Origin of the sequence: Paenibacillus sp. FSL R10-2734 (assembly GCF_037963865.1) — a bacterium.
In the GTDB taxonomy this organism is placed as follows: domain Bacteria; phylum Bacillota; class Bacilli; order Paenibacillales; family Paenibacillaceae; genus Paenibacillus_AQ.
This window is the reverse complement of the sequence record NZ_CP150170.1, coordinates 5856835-5873336: the sequence shown is the minus strand read 5'-3', so window position 1 is coordinate 5873336 and position 16502 is coordinate 5856835. Positions and strand designations below refer to the sequence as shown.

General features: G+C 45.4%; 17 protein-coding genes. 15 read left to right on the top strand and 2 right to left on the bottom strand.

Annotation, left to right across the window (positions count from 1 at the left end; genetic code table 11):
- Positions 1 to 11 precede the first annotated feature (11 nt).
- Positions 12 to 1262, bottom strand: coding sequence for an FAD-dependent oxidoreductase (locus NSS67_RS25510; RefSeq protein ID WP_339316525.1), 1251 nt, complete (start codon positions 1260 to 1262; stop codon positions 12 to 14).
- 177 nt (positions 1263 to 1439) lie between these two features.
- Here NSS67_RS25510 and NSS67_RS25505 point away from each other — a divergent pair, with 177 nt between their 5' ends.
- The 10 genes from NSS67_RS25505 to NSS67_RS25460 all read left to right on the top strand — a co-directional run bounded on the left by NSS67_RS25505 (position 1440) and on the right by NSS67_RS25460 (position 8649).
- Entirely contained in the window at positions 1440 to 1673 is a 234-nt protein-coding gene (locus tag NSS67_RS25505) for a hypothetical protein (protein WP_339316523.1), read from the top strand.
- A 23-nt stretch (positions 1674 to 1696) separates the two neighbouring features.
- Positions 1697 to 2086, top strand: coding sequence for a spore coat protein (locus NSS67_RS25500; protein ID WP_339316522.1), 390 nt, complete (start codon positions 1697 to 1699; stop codon positions 2084 to 2086).
- Positions 2087 to 2346: 260 nt separating this feature from the next.
- On the top strand, positions 2347 to 2847 hold the full coding sequence (locus NSS67_RS25495; protein ID WP_339316521.1) for an Lrp/AsnC family transcriptional regulator: 501 nt from the start codon (positions 2347 to 2349) through the stop codon (positions 2845 to 2847).
- 13 nt (positions 2848 to 2860) lie between these two features.
- Positions 2861 to 4081: an aminotransferase class I/II-fold pyridoxal phosphate-dependent enzyme gene (locus tag NSS67_RS25490; RefSeq protein WP_339316520.1), complete on the top strand. Its 1221-nt coding sequence runs from the start codon at positions 2861 to 2863 to the stop codon at positions 4079 to 4081.
- Positions 4082 to 4395: 314 nt separating this feature from the next.
- Entirely contained in the window at positions 4396 to 4584 is a 189-nt protein-coding gene (locus NSS67_RS25485; RefSeq protein WP_339320703.1) for an aspartyl-phosphate phosphatase Spo0E family protein, read from the top strand.
- Between the two features lie 170 nt (positions 4585 to 4754).
- Entirely contained in the window at positions 4755 to 5831 is a 1077-nt protein-coding gene (locus NSS67_RS25480) for an amidohydrolase family protein (protein WP_339316519.1), read from the top strand.
- Positions 5832 to 5839: 8 nt separating this feature from the next.
- A complete protein-coding gene (locus NSS67_RS25475) occupies positions 5840 to 6427 on the top strand; it encodes an amidohydrolase family protein (protein ID WP_339316517.1) in 588 nt (195 codons plus the stop codon).
- A gap of 97 nt (positions 6428 to 6524) precedes the next feature.
- Entirely contained in the window at positions 6525 to 7091 is a 567-nt protein-coding gene (locus NSS67_RS25470) for a cob(I)yrinic acid a,c-diamide adenosyltransferase (protein ID WP_339316516.1), read from the top strand.
- A 1-nt stretch (position 7092) separates the two neighbouring features.
- Positions 7093 to 8082, top strand: a complete 990-nt coding sequence (locus tag NSS67_RS25465) for an RluA family pseudouridine synthase (protein WP_339316514.1) — start codon at positions 7093 to 7095, stop codon at positions 8080 to 8082.
- 189 nt (positions 8083 to 8271) lie between these two features.
- On the top strand, positions 8272 to 8649 hold the full coding sequence (locus tag NSS67_RS25460) for an arsenate reductase family protein (RefSeq protein ID WP_339316513.1): 378 nt from the start codon (positions 8272 to 8274) through the stop codon (positions 8647 to 8649).
- A gap of 97 nt (positions 8650 to 8746) precedes the next feature.
- Here NSS67_RS25460 and NSS67_RS25455 read toward each other — a convergent pair whose 3' ends face one another.
- Positions 8747 to 10531: a glycoside hydrolase family 36 protein gene (locus tag NSS67_RS25455; RefSeq protein WP_339316511.1), complete on the bottom strand. Its 1785-nt coding sequence runs from the start codon at positions 10529 to 10531 to the stop codon at positions 8747 to 8749.
- 316 nt (positions 10532 to 10847) lie between these two features.
- On the opposite strand from NSS67_RS25455, the gene NSS67_RS25450 reads away from it, so the two are divergent.
- The 5 genes from NSS67_RS25450 to NSS67_RS25430 are packed head-to-tail and all read left to right on the top strand — an operon-like array spanning position 10848 to position 16499.
- A complete protein-coding gene (locus tag NSS67_RS25450; protein ID WP_339316510.1) occupies positions 10848 to 11897 on the top strand; it encodes a LacI family DNA-binding transcriptional regulator in 1050 nt (349 codons plus the stop codon).
- 20 nt (positions 11898 to 11917) lie between these two features.
- On the top strand, positions 11918 to 13183 hold the full coding sequence (locus NSS67_RS25445; RefSeq protein WP_339316508.1) for a sugar ABC transporter substrate-binding protein: 1266 nt from the start codon (positions 11918 to 11920) through the stop codon (positions 13181 to 13183).
- Positions 13184 to 13195: 12 nt separating this feature from the next.
- Positions 13196 to 14254, top strand: coding sequence for a sugar ABC transporter permease (locus NSS67_RS25440; protein WP_339316506.1), 1059 nt, complete (start codon positions 13196 to 13198; stop codon positions 14252 to 14254).
- Positions 14232 to 15083 carry a carbohydrate ABC transporter permease gene (locus NSS67_RS25435; RefSeq protein WP_339316504.1) on the top strand — a complete coding sequence of 284 codons (852 nt, stop codon included), beginning with the start codon at positions 14232 to 14234 and terminating at the stop codon, positions 15081 to 15083. The genes NSS67_RS25440 and NSS67_RS25435 overlap by 23 nt, the downstream gene beginning before the upstream one ends.
- Before the next feature lie 33 nt (positions 15084 to 15116).
- On the top strand, positions 15117 to 16499 hold the full coding sequence (locus NSS67_RS25430; RefSeq protein WP_339316503.1) for a hypothetical protein: 1383 nt from the start codon (positions 15117 to 15119) through the stop codon (positions 16497 to 16499).
- The last annotated feature ends 3 nt before the right edge of the window (positions 16500 to 16502 follow it).

Here is a 16502-nt window from a genome sequence, read left to right as displayed (position 1 = left end):
TTAACAATAACTCAGCTCTGCTCAATCACGTCCGACTCCTGAGAAGGGGAAGGTTTAGCTGATCGTGTCAAAGAGAACAGATCAAGCTCCGGCCGATGTTTACCTGCAATCGTATCCGTTAATAACTCCGCAGCAATCATGCTGTATACCGTCCCATTGCCTCCATAGCCCTCGATGAAGTAGCAATGAGGGAACCTTGGATGAGCGCCGATATACGGAAGCCCATCATACGTAGAGCCGAATACAGCTCCCCAGGAATACTCTAGCTCGATGCCTTTGATTTCAGGAAACAAAGCCTCCAGCTCTTCCAGTAGTCTTTGACTCTGAGAAATCACTCGGATATCGCGGTGCTCTGCATCCGTCAATGGCTCATCTTTGCCCCCAACAATAATACGTCCCTCCGGTGTTGTTCGAAAATACAAATACGGCCGGGCAGTTTCCCAGAGGAGACTGTGCTCATACCACTTCGGAAATTCCTTCAGAGGTTTGGTCATCACAGCATACGTATTGATCAGCTTAGCGCCACGGTCTTTTTTAAACTCCTGTGTTTCGTAACCCATTGCAAAAATGACCTTCTTCGCAATAATACGACCATTCTCTGTGTGGCAAATCACGCCATCTTCAGTAAACTCATAGTGTTTAGCTTCGGTTTGCTCATATACGCGTACACCATTCTTAGCTGCCTTGGCGATCAGGCTGTGAACCAACCGGTAAGGGTTGGCTTCTGCATCACTACGTGAATAAAGCGCAGCTGGTTTAGAAAAAGAATACACCAAAGCGATTCTTTTTTCGTCCCAGAATTCAGAATCGAATCCGTTAGCAACGAGATTCTCATATTCTTCCCGCAGAGCAGATACATCCGATGGTGTGCTGGCATATAAAAGGCTGCTGCGAGGAATGATTTGGGAATCGATATCGAGCTTGGATGCTAGATCCAGAATATTTCTAACCGCTGCTTGGCATAAGTGATAAAAGAGCAAGCCGTTCTTTTGTCCAAAAGTGTTCATACATGAGGTTAACGATTTATCGTTAGATATTTGTAGTAGCCCTGTATTGGCATGCGAGCTTCCATATCCGACCTGGCTTTTTTCGATCAGAACAGTATCAGCACCGTTTAAGGACAATCGATAGGATGCCATTGCCCCACCTATTCCGGCGCCTACAACCAGACAATCACAGTAAACGGTATCCTCTAAAGCTGGATAAGTTGGAGGGTCTTGTAAAGTGCTTCTCCAAGGGGTGTTACCACTATTTAGTCTCATGAAATTGATCGCTCCTTAATTCGTCCCATAATTTAGTATTGGCGGCACTTTACTGTCTCATTCGCGCCATGTTCTTATTTTTGTCATAACTCTCTAGTGCTTTCGGGCAAATAAATGATGCGATGGAGCGGCATACTAAGGCCTGTTTGGATCAACTACAAGGAGGGACTACAACTCATGCAATCAACGCAAATGCAGGCACTAAGTGGTAAGGAATTGGAATATATCGCGGACTCCATCTCCAATGAGGACTTGCTTCTTAAGCAGTGCGCGGCTACAGCTGGAACAACACAGAATGAGCAGGTGCGTCAAATTTGTATGCAGCATATGCAAAATCACACGCAGAACATGGCTACACTTACTCAGTTAATCCAGCAGCACCAACAGTACGCACCAACAAGTCCACAATAATTGAATCTCAAGGAGGTTATTAAATGAACGCACAAAATTCAGCAGCATTTATGCCAGATGAGGATTTAATGAACACCATTTTGTGTGACTTGAAGCGGACGGTCCGTGAATATGCGACCGCTGCTACGGAATCGGCATGTCCAGCTGTTCGCCGGGTCTTTAATGACTTGACCATGAACACGCTCCGACTTCAAGGGGATCTTTATACGCATATGTCCCAAATGAATATGTATCCTGCCCCGGCAAAGGCATTGCGCCAAGATGTGGACAAGCAGCTGCAAACCGCACAGCAAATGCAACAACAAACAGGGCAGTTCGTTCAGCAAAAAACAGGACAATCTGTTTCTTTTGCTCACAATCCGAACGCTCATCTTCATTCGAATGTGCAGCATCAGCCCTCACATTTAATGTAACCAAGGTGGTTATCGGATGAAGCATCCTATCCCATAGCCTTAAGAATGACGCTCGTTTCTACCGGTGAACTTCGGTAGAAACGAGCGTTTTTTGTATATAAATCCATTTAGCTGAGTAATCATGGTCTTCTATGTGGATATCATATGGGGTTATTTTGTTTGCAGAGATGCTCAATTCGTGTCATATTAGTATTAAACTCTTTTCGCGGGACGACGCATGAATAGCGCAACGTCATTTGCGAACTATCCGGAGGGAAGGCATGAAGGAAATGAATGAACTAAAGAGGAAAGTGCTGGAACTGCTTAAAGAGGACGCGAGAACATCTACTGCACTCTTAGCTACGCTGCTTGGCGCGGAAGAAGAAGACGTTAAGACAGCGATTGGACAATTAGAGAAAGACCATGTGATTGTAAAATATGCAGCTGTTGTAAACTGGGATAAAGTGGATGATGAAAAGGTAACCGCGCTGATCGAGGTACAGATTACGCCCGAACGGGGACGCGGCTTTGAGGGTATTGCCGAGAGAATCTACCTGTATCCACAAGTGAAATCCGTTTACCTGATGTCAGGTGCTTATGATCTTTTGGTGGAAGTGGAAGGCCGGAACTTACGTGAAGTGGCCAATTTTGTATCTGAGAAGCTGTCTCCGATTGATTCAGTACTCTCAACTAAAACGAACTTTACCCTTAAAAAATACAAACAGGATGGGATCATCTTCGAGGAGCATGAGGAAGACAACCGTCTGATGATCTCTCCATAAAGGAAGTAATCATATGATCACGAATAAAACGCAGCTAACCGGAGAAGACAGCAAATCAATGAATTCTTATTTGGCACCGCTAGTTCAGCAAATTCAGCCTTCGGGTATTCGCAAGTTTTTTGATCTGGCTGCTGGCAGCAAGGATATTATATCACTTGGAGTCGGGGAGCCAGATTTCAAGACCCCGTGGCATGTCAGAGAAGCTTGTGTTTATTCACTGGAGAGAGGGTTTACAGGCTATACATCCAATGCAGGAATGCCTGAGCTGCGGGAGGGAATTGCGAACTATTTGCACACCCGTTTTGCAGTGGAGTATGATCCTGCCAATCAAATTATAGCAACGGTCGGCGGTAGCGAGGCCATAGATCTGGCTCTACGCGCGTTGATCACGCCAGGCGATGAAATTCTTATACCGGAACCTTGCTATATTTCCTATTCGCCGATAACGGCTATTGGCGGGGGAATTCCTGTAGGTATCGAAACGATCGGGGAGAATGACTTTAAACTTACTGCGGAGAGTTTGGAAGCGAAGATTACTCCACGCTCCAAAGTTCTTATTCTGTGCTACCCGAGCAACCCGACGGGAAGCGTTATGACCCGAGAGGATTGGGAGCCGATCGCCAAGGTTGTAGAGAAACATGATCTTATTGTAATTTCAGACGAGATTTATGCGGAATTGTCTTATGGGATTAATCATGTCAGCTTTGCCTCACTGCCAGGTATGATGGACCGTACGATTCTGGTCAGCGGCTTCTCCAAAGCTTTTGCAATGACTGGATGGAGAATGGGCTATGCTTGCGGTCACCCTGATTTAATCTCTGCTATGCTTAAGATTCACCAGTACACTGTCATGTGTGCTCCTTCTATGGGTCAGGTGGCTGCTCTTGAGGCATTAACCAATGGGATGGAAGAGAAGGACCGAATGGTCGATTCATATAACCAACGGCGGAGGCTAATTGTTAAAGGTTTGCGTGATGCCGGATTGGAGTGCCATGAACCACAAGGTGCATTCTACGCTTTTCCTAGCGTGCGCAAAACGGGACTAACCTCTGATCAATTTGCACAAAGATTATTGCTTGAATACAAGGTTGCAGCCGTACCTGGAAGCGTATTTGGATTAGGTGGCGAAGGCTACTTACGTTGCTCTTATGCTACTTCAGTATCTCAACTTAATGAAGCTGTAGAACGCATTGGTGCTTTTGTCACACAATTGGAACGAGAGAGAATGGAATAGAGAAAATTGGACTATAGCCTATCTCATAATCCTATGGTATTATTTTACTTTGAGAGTAATTAACCCCTATAATAGAACTAACAAGGATTAATTTACTCTGGAATTAAGCGTCGTCTTTGAAGTTTCTTTTTTACTTTGATTATACTCTGTGGCACGCGTTTAATAATACTTTAGGCTTATGCTTCCGAAGCGAGTTTTGTACAAAGCTCTTACGAGAAGCAATGCTGTACAAACTTTTAGGAGGGATGATTGTGCTTAGCGCCGATTATTACTTACCTTCCTATGGAGGTCAATGTTTCTCTGGAAGTGGGAAACTGTCCTCCAAGGGTGATGCTTCTGCTCGCATTCTCTCACTGGAAGATGAAATCAGAATACTCCGTACCAAGATGGAGCAGCTTTTTTTGCAGGAAAAATCATTCACTTCAGATAATGTGATTGAAATTAGCAGTTTACTGGATCTCAAGATAAATGAATACATGAAAGGGCACCCGGGCAGGAAATAACATTGCCGGATGCTTTTGGAGAGGACCCTAGGGTCCTCTTTTTGTTGTTCCAGTTAAGCCCACACATCGCAATATTGCAGGCTTAACTGGAGAGAATAAGTCTAAGGTAGATTCCTCTGGCTGCTGATTGGGGTAATTCCTACTAGAGAGGTATTAAGGAGGCTTATGTTATGGTTGATTTGGAGTTGTTGATCGTAAATGCAAATGTGTTGACCCTAGATGAGGAAAATAAGAAGGCAGGATCTGTAGGCGTCACGAATGGAAGGATTACGGGGATTTGGTCAGAAAAGAAGCCACCCTCAAATGAAGTGAATATTACTGAAAGAACTAAGTGTATTGATCTACAGGGTGCAACCTTGCTTCCTGGATTTATAGATACCCATAATCACATGATCAGCGCTATTATGCTCAGACAATATCTAGATTGTAAAAGTCCACCAAATCGTGATATCTCCGATATCAAGTCCCAGATCAAAGAGAGAGCCTTAAATGTAGAGAAAGGCAGCTGGATTGTGGGTTTTGGATATGATGATACCGCCTTATCAGATATGAGACATCCAACGAAAAAAGATCTTGATGAAGCGGCACCAGAGCATCCAGTGATCATTTATCATATTTCCGGACATTTGGGAGTGGCTAACTCTCTAGCTCTGGAAATAGCGGGCGTAGATGAGCAAACAAATGATCCTGAAGGTGGAAGTTTTGGTAGGGACGAGAAGGGGCGTCTTAATGGGATTCTCTACGAGGGGACGGCGCAAGCGGTTGGTGCTTATGCTCCAGAGCCTAGCGAGCAGGAGCTTCTTTCTTTAATTAGTGAAGAGTCGTTGTCCTATTTATCGCAGGGGATTACAACGAATACAGATGCGAAGATTGGAATAACCAATGAGATAGATGATTTGGAATTGTGTTTCAAGGCCATTAAGCAAGGACAACTCCCTATGCATATGAAATTGATGATAGCGAGTGATAGGCTTCGCGAAGGCAGCCAAATGGGTTCAATGACAGCGCGGGAAGTGGATGCGTATATTCGCAAACGCTCTGGAGGCCGTGCTTCATTAGATAGTGCCAAAATGTTCCAAGATGGTTCTATTCAAGGACTGACCGGAGCGCTTCGTGAGCCGTATTTCAATGATCCGGGTGTGTCAGGGGATCTCATTCATGCTCAGGAAGAATTAAATGCTGAAGTGAAAGACTTGCATGACAGAGGTTTTCGTATGCGATCCACGGGAATGGAGATCGTGCGATAGGCTCGATTTTGGATGCATTCAAGCAGGCAATTCTAGATAGCCCGCGTCCTGATCATCGTCACCGGATTGAGCATGTTCAGACAGCTACCACTGAAGATCTGATCCGAATGCATGAATTAGGTGTTGCAGGCTCTTTTTTTATCAATCATGTGTATTACTGGGGCGACCGACATGAACAGATATTTCTAGGACCAGAGCGGGGGCGACGAATCAATCCTTTAGCAGAAGCGGCAGCACACAATGTATTATTTACGCTTCATTCAGATGATCCAGTAACTCCTGTCTCGCCTCTGTTCTCGGTATGGGTAGCCGTAAATCGCTTAACTAGCAATGGCAAGATTCTAGGCCCGGAGCAGCGAATCGATGTAGTAACGGCGCTGCGCGCAATGACCTCTTACGGGGCGAAACTGATTTTTGAAGAAGATGATGTGGGGACGATCGAGCTTGGCAAGCGAGCTGATTTTGCTATATTAGCTGAAGATCCTACGACTACTGATCCGCTTAACCTTAAAGATATTTCTATCGTGGGTACGCTGATTGACGGGCAGATTGTCTATGATAATGGTCTTAACCTAATTAAAAATAACATGGCATAGGTTCCGTTTACTATCTATACTCTTCATTTGCCAATTTTATATAAGAAAGCTTAAACTAACATTATGTGATTTGAAGAATGGATAGGAGGAATAAGCCATGGTGATCTATACACGTACGGGTGATGCAGGTCAAACTTCGGTGATTGGCGGCCGGGTTGGTAAGGATGATGTCCGAGTTGAAGCATACGGAACCATCGATGAACTGAATTGCTTTGTAGGGCAGGCACGGAGCCTGATGGAGGACGATAAGTTTGATGATGTACGCGAGCAGCTGCTGGAAATTCAGCATGAGCTATTCGATTGCGGGACCGATCTGGCATTTATTAAGCTAGCTGATGGTGGTAAATATATGGTAACAAACGAGATGGCTAAACGGCTGGAGGGCTGGATTGATGATCTTCAAGCAGAGAATCCACCGCTAGAAAAATTCATCCTCCCTGGGGGCAGCCCGCTAGCTTCAGTTCTACATGTGTGCCGGACCGTTTGTCGCCGGGCGGAACGTCGGGCAGTTACACTTGGGCGAAATGCGGACATTAACCCGGAAGCGGTTATTTATTTGAACCGGTTATCGGATTATTTCTTTGCACTGGCTAGGACGGCTAATACACGGGCAGGGATTACTGATGTAGAATACATTCGCAGTAAAAAGGTGTTCCGGGACTAATATGACAAGCTATTATTCACCTATTACTTACATCATACCTCCTGAAGAGGATGACTGGCTCTTGAAGACGATTCTGCATAAACGGATGGATGTTTCACGCAAATTATTATCACGCCTTAAGCAGACAGAACAAGGCATTACATTAAATGGAGAGCGTGTTTATATCAGCGTACATGTTAAAGCGGGAGATATTGTTCAGATTCGCATGGAGACGGAGACTTCGGATGATATTTTACCACAGCCGATTCCCTTTGAAATTCTATTTGAGGATGAGCATCTACTCGTTGTAAACAAGGCTGCAGGGATCATCGTGCATCCCACACACGGACATTACACAGATACGCTTGCCAACGGAGTAGTTCATTATTGGGCACAAAAGAATGAACGGTTCCGCTTCCGACCAGTTCATCGTCTGGACCAGGAAACCTCCGGTGTGTTAGTCATCGCCAAGAACCCATATAGCCATCAGCATATTTCCGAGCAGATGATTGCGGGCACTGTGGACAAACGTTATGCTGCATTTGTTCATGGTGCTCCTGCCGAGCCGTTCGGCGATATCGATGGGCCTATTGACCGTGATCCCGAGGAGCCGCATCGGCGCATCGTAACACCGGATGGATACCCATCCTTGACTCGTTACGAGGTTAAAACCGTATACGCACAAGGTTCAAAAGTTGAATTAAAGCTGGAGAGTGGGCGTACCCATCAGATCCGGGTCCATATGACCTCAATCGGCTGTCCTCTGATTGGCGACAGCATGTATCGTCATGAGCTGTATAATCTACCGGAACTGACCTCAACTCAAAGTGAACAGTTGGAGTCCATTGCAGCACTAGATGCTTCCATCCCACGTCAAGCACTGCATGCGGTGCGTCTGACGTTCAAGCATCCAGTGCTGCTGCAAGAAATGATCTTCGAAGCCCCATTGCCGCCTGATATGGCGGCTTTGGAGGAAATATTGGAGCAAGGAACGATAGCGAATTTGAGGTAAAATTAATACTCAGGCTATGAAGTAATGGAGGGGAAGTTTGGAACTGTAGGAGCGATAGCGACCGCCTTTGTCTCCGGATTTCAACCGTGATTAACGGTATAATGAAGAAATCCTTACGACAACAGCGGCCGGAAGTCCAAACATTCCCCGTAGTTACGAATTATTAGCCGACCATTAAAGGAGAACAACATGAGCAAACTAAAAGTATATCAATATCCAAAATGCAGCACCTGCCGCAGCGCAGTGAAATGGCTACAAGGGCAAGGTCATGAGCTAGAGCTTCAGCACATCGCAGAACAGCCACCTACCGTTGAGGAACTGCGTGAATTGCTGGCCAATAGCGGTCTTGAACTGAAAAAGTTTTTTAATACAAGCGGTGAAGTCTATAAATCTTTGGGTCTTAAGGACAAAATGGCACAGCTTAGTGAGCAGGAGAAGCTTGAGCTGCTCGCGAGCCATGGCATGCTAAACAAACGTCCGATTGTCACTGATGGAGTTAAAGTTACGGTCGGATTTAAAGAAGATCAATATGCTGAAGCTTGGACTAATACTTCTTCCAAGGCATAATTCCGTTAAGGGATGTCCCAGCAGTCATATCATGGCTGTTGTGACATCCCTTTTTGGTATACTCTATTTGAATAAAACGCAAGAATTCTAGATGGAGTTACAGCGCGTTCGGCACTCGGGTGAAGCTAATGATCCCCGCCTTAGGAACTGCCACTTCAAGCAATCCTTTGTTGATCTCCTGCGTTTGTGAGCTGACTAGTTGTCCGAGGCAATCTTTCACCTGTATCTCGTAGTGTGCAGGGGAAAGGGAGCTTCGGATGACTAACTTTTCGTTATAGGTTCCGTTCACAATGAATAATTGGGTAGCGTCCTGTTCTATAGGAACAACAGCATCGGCATAGATAGCAATGATTTGTATGTCGTCTTTTCGTGCAGTCACTAAAGGATATAGTAACTCCGGTTGCTGTGGGTATAACGCTCCTTTGAGCAGAACATCGCTATACTCTCTACTGAAAGCTAACCAAAAACGTAGCATAGATAAATAATCTTCCCCGATGTCATTAAGACGCAGGGAGATTTGCGGAACAGAGAAGATCACGTTGATCAATTGCATGGCCGCACTCTCTAAAGGTTCATTCGGGTTAAACATGATCATATCGGAATGAACAGCTGTATTTCCTGACAGAAGACGTAGGTCAAGCGTACGAACTCTGTTCTGAATAGAGTCATTCGGGCAGTCGTTCGCTCGGAACATATTGCCGTATTTTCGCATCAGAGGGCCTATATAGGTCTGGCGGAATTCAATCAGAATATCAGGCTTGATGGCTTTTAGTCGATCCATAACATCGGAGAGCAAGCGGTCAACCGCTTCCGGTACCGATGCATAATCCCTACCCTCTGCAGTTCCTTCCTTCTGATCTGGACTGAGCCTAAAGCTGTCCACGAAATCCAGTTTCAGTCCGTCGATATCCCAGTCTGTAACGGCCTGTTCATAGGTGCGGATCAAATACTCCCGTACATCTGGGTAACGAGGATCAAGCACCCCGGCGTTCAACTTTTCATCTACGCGAAGCAGCTTGTTCTCAAATTGACCCCATACCTTGCTGCATTTGCCTACAAACGGAACGGAATACCAGAGCATATATTTCATGTCGAGTCGATGAACAGCTTCGACATGAGATTTCATGTCTGGAATCTTACCGTCATAAACCTCCCAGTCGCCAGTAAAGGCGTAACCTCGATTGTTGTCGTCTGTTTGCCAGCCATCATCAACGATAATGCTGTCACAGCCGATTTCCTTTGCAAGTCTACACTGCTCCTCTAATTCGGCGGCGTTCAACTCCTGATGGAAGGAATACCAGGTAGAGTACATAGGACGCAGCGCTACATCTGGAACTACGGCCGGTTTATAGCCGGGTAAGGTCTCCCACCATAACGTTACATCCCCCAACGCCTTATGGTAAGGAATATTTCTATGGTCGATCCGAAGTGTGGCTTCATAATGGTCCATCTTCGGTAGGGCTTCTTCGAACAGGGTTACAGAGCATAGGAAGCTGGAATTCTCTTCATGGATACCGGCTTTAATGGACACATTGTTCAAGGCGTCGCTAAAAGCAAAGGTCATGCGGTTCCGCCCGCTCAAGTTGAACAGTGAAGCCACTGGCGCGAGGGAAGTGCTTTTGGATTGGAAACCATCGCCCCAATCCACCTGAAAGGCTTTATTGCGGTCCGTTCCCGGATGCCACAGGGAATGGATATCAACTGCGGGAATAGACCACTCTATACGGCATACGGGCGGATAATCTTTTTGCAAGGCTGTTAACCGGATATGAATCAGAAAAAGATTCTCCTCGATGATCTCAACGGTGGTAGTGCTTTCAAAGAAAGGGTTCTCGCTAATTACAGCTACATGGGGACAATCGTTGTTGATTAAAGTTTTCATAATGCCTCCTATTTTAAAAAATAGATATTTACTGATTACCATTCGTTACGAGTATAATATTTACGAAACGTATAGTAAACAAAAATATTCACTCATAATTTTTATCTGATAAATCATTCATTAATAGCGAAAATAAAAGATGAAAGCGATTAAATATAGGTATTGTCAAACAATTTAATCCCTGATATATTGGAATCACACATTAGTTCACTGATGTTTAGTAAACAAACATATTTTAGATTGGCAAATGATTGGCTAAACTATAAAATGATTGTGAGGGGTGTTTCCCAAATATGAAGTGAAAAGGTGATTAGTTTTGGCAACTATTCGTGATATCGCAAGTCTGGCAGGCGTTTCTCCATCTACAGTGTCCCGGGTGCTTAACGGAGATCCATCGTTATCGGTATTAGAGGATACAAGGAGAAAGATTCTTTCCGCTGCGGAACAACTGCATTATAAAGGTAGTCAGCGGCGCCCAGTAACTCATGCGGCACAGTTGAAGGATTATAAAATTGGATTGGTTACCTTTTGTTCGGAGCAATTTGAATCAGAGGACCCCTATTATTTGTCGATTAGACTGCAGATTGAGAAAGAGTTCAATCAGCTTGGCCTGCATATTACTCGTACCATCCGCTGGGTAAACCATGAATCGTATGAAAGCCTGTCGGGTTTAGATGGCCTTATTGTGATTGGAAAATTCGAGTTTGATCCTTATAATCTATTTTTTAGTCGGATACAGAACGTTGTGTTTGTGGATTACTCACCAGATGAGGATCGCTTTGATTCCGTGGTTAACGACTTCGACAAAGTAACTAGAATAGCATTAGATCATCTTCTAGGGCTTGGTTATACGAGAATCGGTCTAATCAGTTCGCGCGATTTCATTAACCGTTTTGGTTCCAACTCTGGTACAGATTCACTGGATCAGCGGCAAAGTAGCTTCGAAGCTTATATGAAGCAAAAGAACTTGTATATGCCGGAGCATGTCCACATAGGCAACAACTTTTCCATGTCCACTGGATACCAGCTCATGAAGGAAGCGATTGAGAAGCAGAACTTGCCGGAGGCCTTTCTGATCGGTTCGGACCCTATGGCCATTGCAGCCGGGAGGGCGCTGAAGGAAGCGGGCATAAAGGTTCCCAAAGATGTAGCAATTGTCGGCATTGATGATATTGAAATGGCCGCTTATGCCAATCCGCCTTTAACGACGGTGAAAATCTACACAGAACAGATGGGTCAGAGCGCTGTTAAGATGCTGCTGGAACGCATTGGTGGTAGAGAAGTGCCCTTAAAGATTGTACTTCCATCCAAGTTGATCATCAGAAGCAGCTGCGGTGCAGAAATCCGGCCATCACAAAGTAGTTAAACATTCAAAAGGGGGACATCATGATGAAAAAATGGTCTTTGATTGTTTTATCTCTGCTTGTTGTAATTGCTTTATCCGCTTGCTCCGGCAACGGAGGAAACACAGCCCAAAGCTCCTCAAACTCTGGCGGTAACAGCGGGACACCTAAAGGGAAAATTACGTTTGCTTATTGGGGAGCCCAGTCAGAGGCTGACGCCATTAAGCAGGCAATAGATAACTTTAAGAAGACATATCCAGATATCCAAGTAGAAAGTCAGTGGATTCAAAAGGATTATCTGACGAAATTACAGACGATGATTGCCGGAGGGACTGCACCGGATGTGATGCTGATCTCCGCAGGGGATTTACCTGGTTTTGCAAACGCTTTCCAAGAAATAGAAGTGGATGGCTCCGTCTTCAGCTCGGCTTCACTGCTTGATTCTATGAGTGTAGACGGTAAGGTTTACGCAGCGCCGTTCATTATTAAGCCTAAGGTTATGGCGATTAACGTGGATCTTTTTGAGAAGAATAACATTCCACTTCCAAGCAAAACCGAGCCTATGACGACTGATGAGTTCAACGATATCTCGAAGAAGCTCACAGCTGGAGAGGGTGCTACGAAGGTTTTTGGTTCCGAGCCGTTGTACCTAGGCAACTGGATCTATGCGTTCGGTGGGCAATTCTATAGTGATGATCTGACCAAATCGGCATTGGGTGAGCCTGAAGCAATTAAAGCTGCTGAGTATATGGTTGCTTCCAAGCTAGAGGGTATTGTACCGAATGATACGGAGAAACAAGGGCAGAACATGATGAACTGGTATCTCGGCGGCAGAATCGGTATGTTCACCGACTTCGGTCCTTGGTACCTGCCGCAGATGGCTGAAGTGCAAAGCTTTAAATGGGATCTTGTACCGTTCCCTGGAGGTGGCGGTTCCAAGGAAGTCAACGGCTTAGCACTCAGCAAGGATAGCAAGAATGCGGAAGCGGCTAAGATTTTCATTAATCACCTGACACAGAATGAAGAGACGCAGAAAATTATTGGTGGCAACAAAAATGCCTATGGAATTCCTGTTCTTAGCAGTGCTACTAGTGCATTTGAAGCCATTTATCCGGATAAGAACCTGAAAGCCTTCGTCCTTGCAGCGGAGAAGCAGCATTCACAGGAAGCTCAGAAGCGTACCAATGAGATCGGTAACGAGATGAAAGCTATTGACGATACGACACCGATCGGAATCGGTCAAAAGGATGTTAAGGAAGTATTCCCGCAGGTAGCAGAGAAGATTAATAAGATCCTACAACAAAACTAACGGGAGATTACTATGAATGGAATAATAGAAGGGATTTACAATTTCTATGAAGGAATGGGGATGCCGGCAGATTTACTGCCGCTTCTCCCTTTTCTGACCGTGATTGCGCTGGTCTTCATTGTTATTATTGTATTGATGAGAATGCTGGTGAAGAAGAAGATTATGCATACCAAAACGGCTAGCTTCTATATGTTCGTTTCGGTCTGGATTATCGGTTTTCTATTGTTTACAGTAGGGCCGATGATCTTCTCGTTCTATATCAGCTTCAATAAATGGGAAGTGGTCAGTGATCCGCAGTGGACGGGGCTGGACAATTACCGGATGTTGTTCAAGGACACGCTATTCTATAAATCGTTGTCCGTTACTTTTTATTACACATTGGTAAGTGTTCCGCTACAGGTCATTCTGTCGTTTGCTATTGCGATCCTGATGAATCTGAAGCTTCGTGGTATTTATATTTTCCGTACGATCTATTATCTCCCTACACTGGTGCAGGGTGTTGCACAGATGGTGCTGTTCATCTGGATCTTTAACCCAAATGTCGGTCTCGTGAACTCGCTGCTGCGTTTGGTTGGAATTGAAGGTCCCGGTTGGTTCTCCAGTCCGGATTGGTCGATGCCCGCGGTAATTATCATGAGCCTTTGGACCGTTGGCGGTAATATGATCATTTACCTGGCTGGCTTGTCAGACATTCCGCAAAGTCTATATGAAGCGGCCGAAATCGACGGCGCCACTGCCGCGAGAAAAATATGGCATGTTACTCTGCCTCAGATCTCGCCAATTCTTTTCTTCAATACAGTGACAAGTATGATAGGTGCCTTCCAGACATTTACCCAAGGCTTTATGATCAACGGAGGGCCAGATAATTCATTGCTTTTCTATGCTTATTACCTATATCAAAATGCCTTTATGTGGTTCAAAATGGGCTACGGTTCTGCGCTGGCCTGGGTACTCTTCGTGATTATCCTAGTGTTCACCGCGATTGTATTCCGAAGCAGTGCTTTATGGGTGTACTACGAAACAGAGCAAAACGGAGGGAGGAAGCGTCGTGTCCGTCAAAAAAGAGCGTAATTCTGCCAAGAAAAAGTGGCATTGGCTGGCCTATCTTCTACTGCTGATCGGGAGCGTTGCGTTCCTGTATCCTTTTGTTTGGATGGTCTCCGCCTCATTGCGAAGTCTAGAGGAGCTTGCGGTTTCAGGGATGAGTATCTGGCCGGAGCACTGGCGCTGGGGAAATTATGCCAAGGCGCTCACCGCCTTTCCGTTCCCGCAATATTTGCTCAATACCTTGATTACAACCGTACTGCCTATTATCGGTACAGTGCTGTCCTGTTCGCTTGTGGGCTACGCGTTTGCTCGGTTAAAGGTGCGAGGAAGCGGGTTCCTGTTCGTACTCGTCCTGTCAACCATGCTGCTTCCCGGTGAAGTAACGATGATCCCGCAGTTTATTCTTTTCAAAAACCTGGGCATGCTCGATACGCTTTATCCTTTGATCGTTCCTGCTTTCTTTGGATCAGCATTCTATATCTTCTTATTGCGCCAGTTTTATTCTCGCTTGCCTATTGGACTTGAGGAAGCGGCAATCATCGATGGTTGTGGTTACTTTAAAATTTGGCGGACGATCTTCCTTCCGCTGTCAAAGCCGGCTCTAATGGCTGTTGGTGTTATGGTCTTCATGGGATCTTGGAACAACTTCATGGGACCGCTGATTTACATCAATAGCGACAAATGGAAAACGCTCACACTCGGACTAGCTGGATTTCAAGGTACCTATGCCACAGATACCAATCTGTTGATGGCTGCAGCGGTTGTAATCACTTTGCCGTGTATACTATTGTTCTTTACCTCGCAAAAAGCGTTTATGGAGGGTCTGACCTTCTCGGGTTCCAAGGAAAGCTAAACAGAAAAACAGACAAACGGGAGTGACTTTGAGATGACTCATTTGAATGAAATAAAATCTAAAGCAGGTGCAGTAACTTTCCAATCCTCCGACAAAGACTTGAACGAAGGTTTTGTCTGGGCCAAACAGCAGGCGCTGGAATATGCCCACTTTGGTGAAGATGCCGTTGGGCTGTGGTATGAAGCGGCATTGCCTGAACGTGAAGCATTTTGTATTCGTGATGTTATGCATCATAGCAATGGGGCTGCTGTACTGGGGCTTCGATTCCATACTAAGAATATGATCATGCGTTTTGCCGAGAACATTGCGGAATCGCGGGACTGGTGTACATACTGGGAGATCACTAAGGACAATGTGCCTGCCCCAGTTGATTATGATAATGACCAAGACTTCTGGTACAATCTTCCTGCAAACTTCGATATTATCGACACAAGCTGGCGTCAATACCAATGGACTGGCGATAACTATTATTTAAATGATAGCAAATTGCTGAAGTTCTTCCAGTTAACATTAAATGAATATACGAAGACTTGGGATAAGGATGGCGATGGTCTATTAGAGTATTATCCGGAGTATGGTCGTAGAGGTTTGGCGACCTTCAATGAAGCCGGACTTCATCCGCTACTCGGCGGTGATATGATCGGTGCACAGATCTCTGGATACCGAGCATTTGCTCATCTGGCTAGCCTCAGAGGCCAAACCGGAGAAGCAAAACAGTATGCAGACAAGGCGAAAGAGCTGGAACAGCTTTACGAGAAAGACTGGTGGAACGAAGCTAAAGAGCGTTTCTATGGTGCAATGCTGCAGGATCGATCCTTCGTTACGGACTACCATGCTGAGGGCAACTTCCTTCCACTTTATTATGGTTCGATCCGTAATCAGGAGAAGCTGCGTATGGCGCTGGAGGATGTCAAAGTCAATCGTGTTGCCAATGTCGAGGGTAAAACTTACTTGCCGGATATCTTTTATCGGTATGGAGAGATTGAGGAGGCCTTCAATGAATTGAAGGAACTGGTTGACCCCACTCTGGATCGCCGGGATTACCCAGAAGTGTCTTATTGCGTGATCGGTTCTATGGCTACAGGATTGATGGGAATTGCAGCGAATGGAGCATCCGTAATCAGCACCCTGCCTTCGCTTGCACATTCTATGGAATGGGCAGAAATGGGGGACATCCCAATTCTCGACCGTACTCTTACGGTTAAACATAATGGCAACACAGAAAGTGCAGTTACGCTGCAATCTGGAGAACCTTTTGTCTGGAAGGCAGCTTTCCTAGGGAATGTTAGTACGTTGTATCATAACGGCATTGCCGTCTCAGCGAAACAGGAATTAACCGAAGCGAGAGGGCAAATTAGCTTTATTACACTTGAAGTAGCTGAAGGTGAGACACACCGTGTGTCCACTGTGCAATAATTG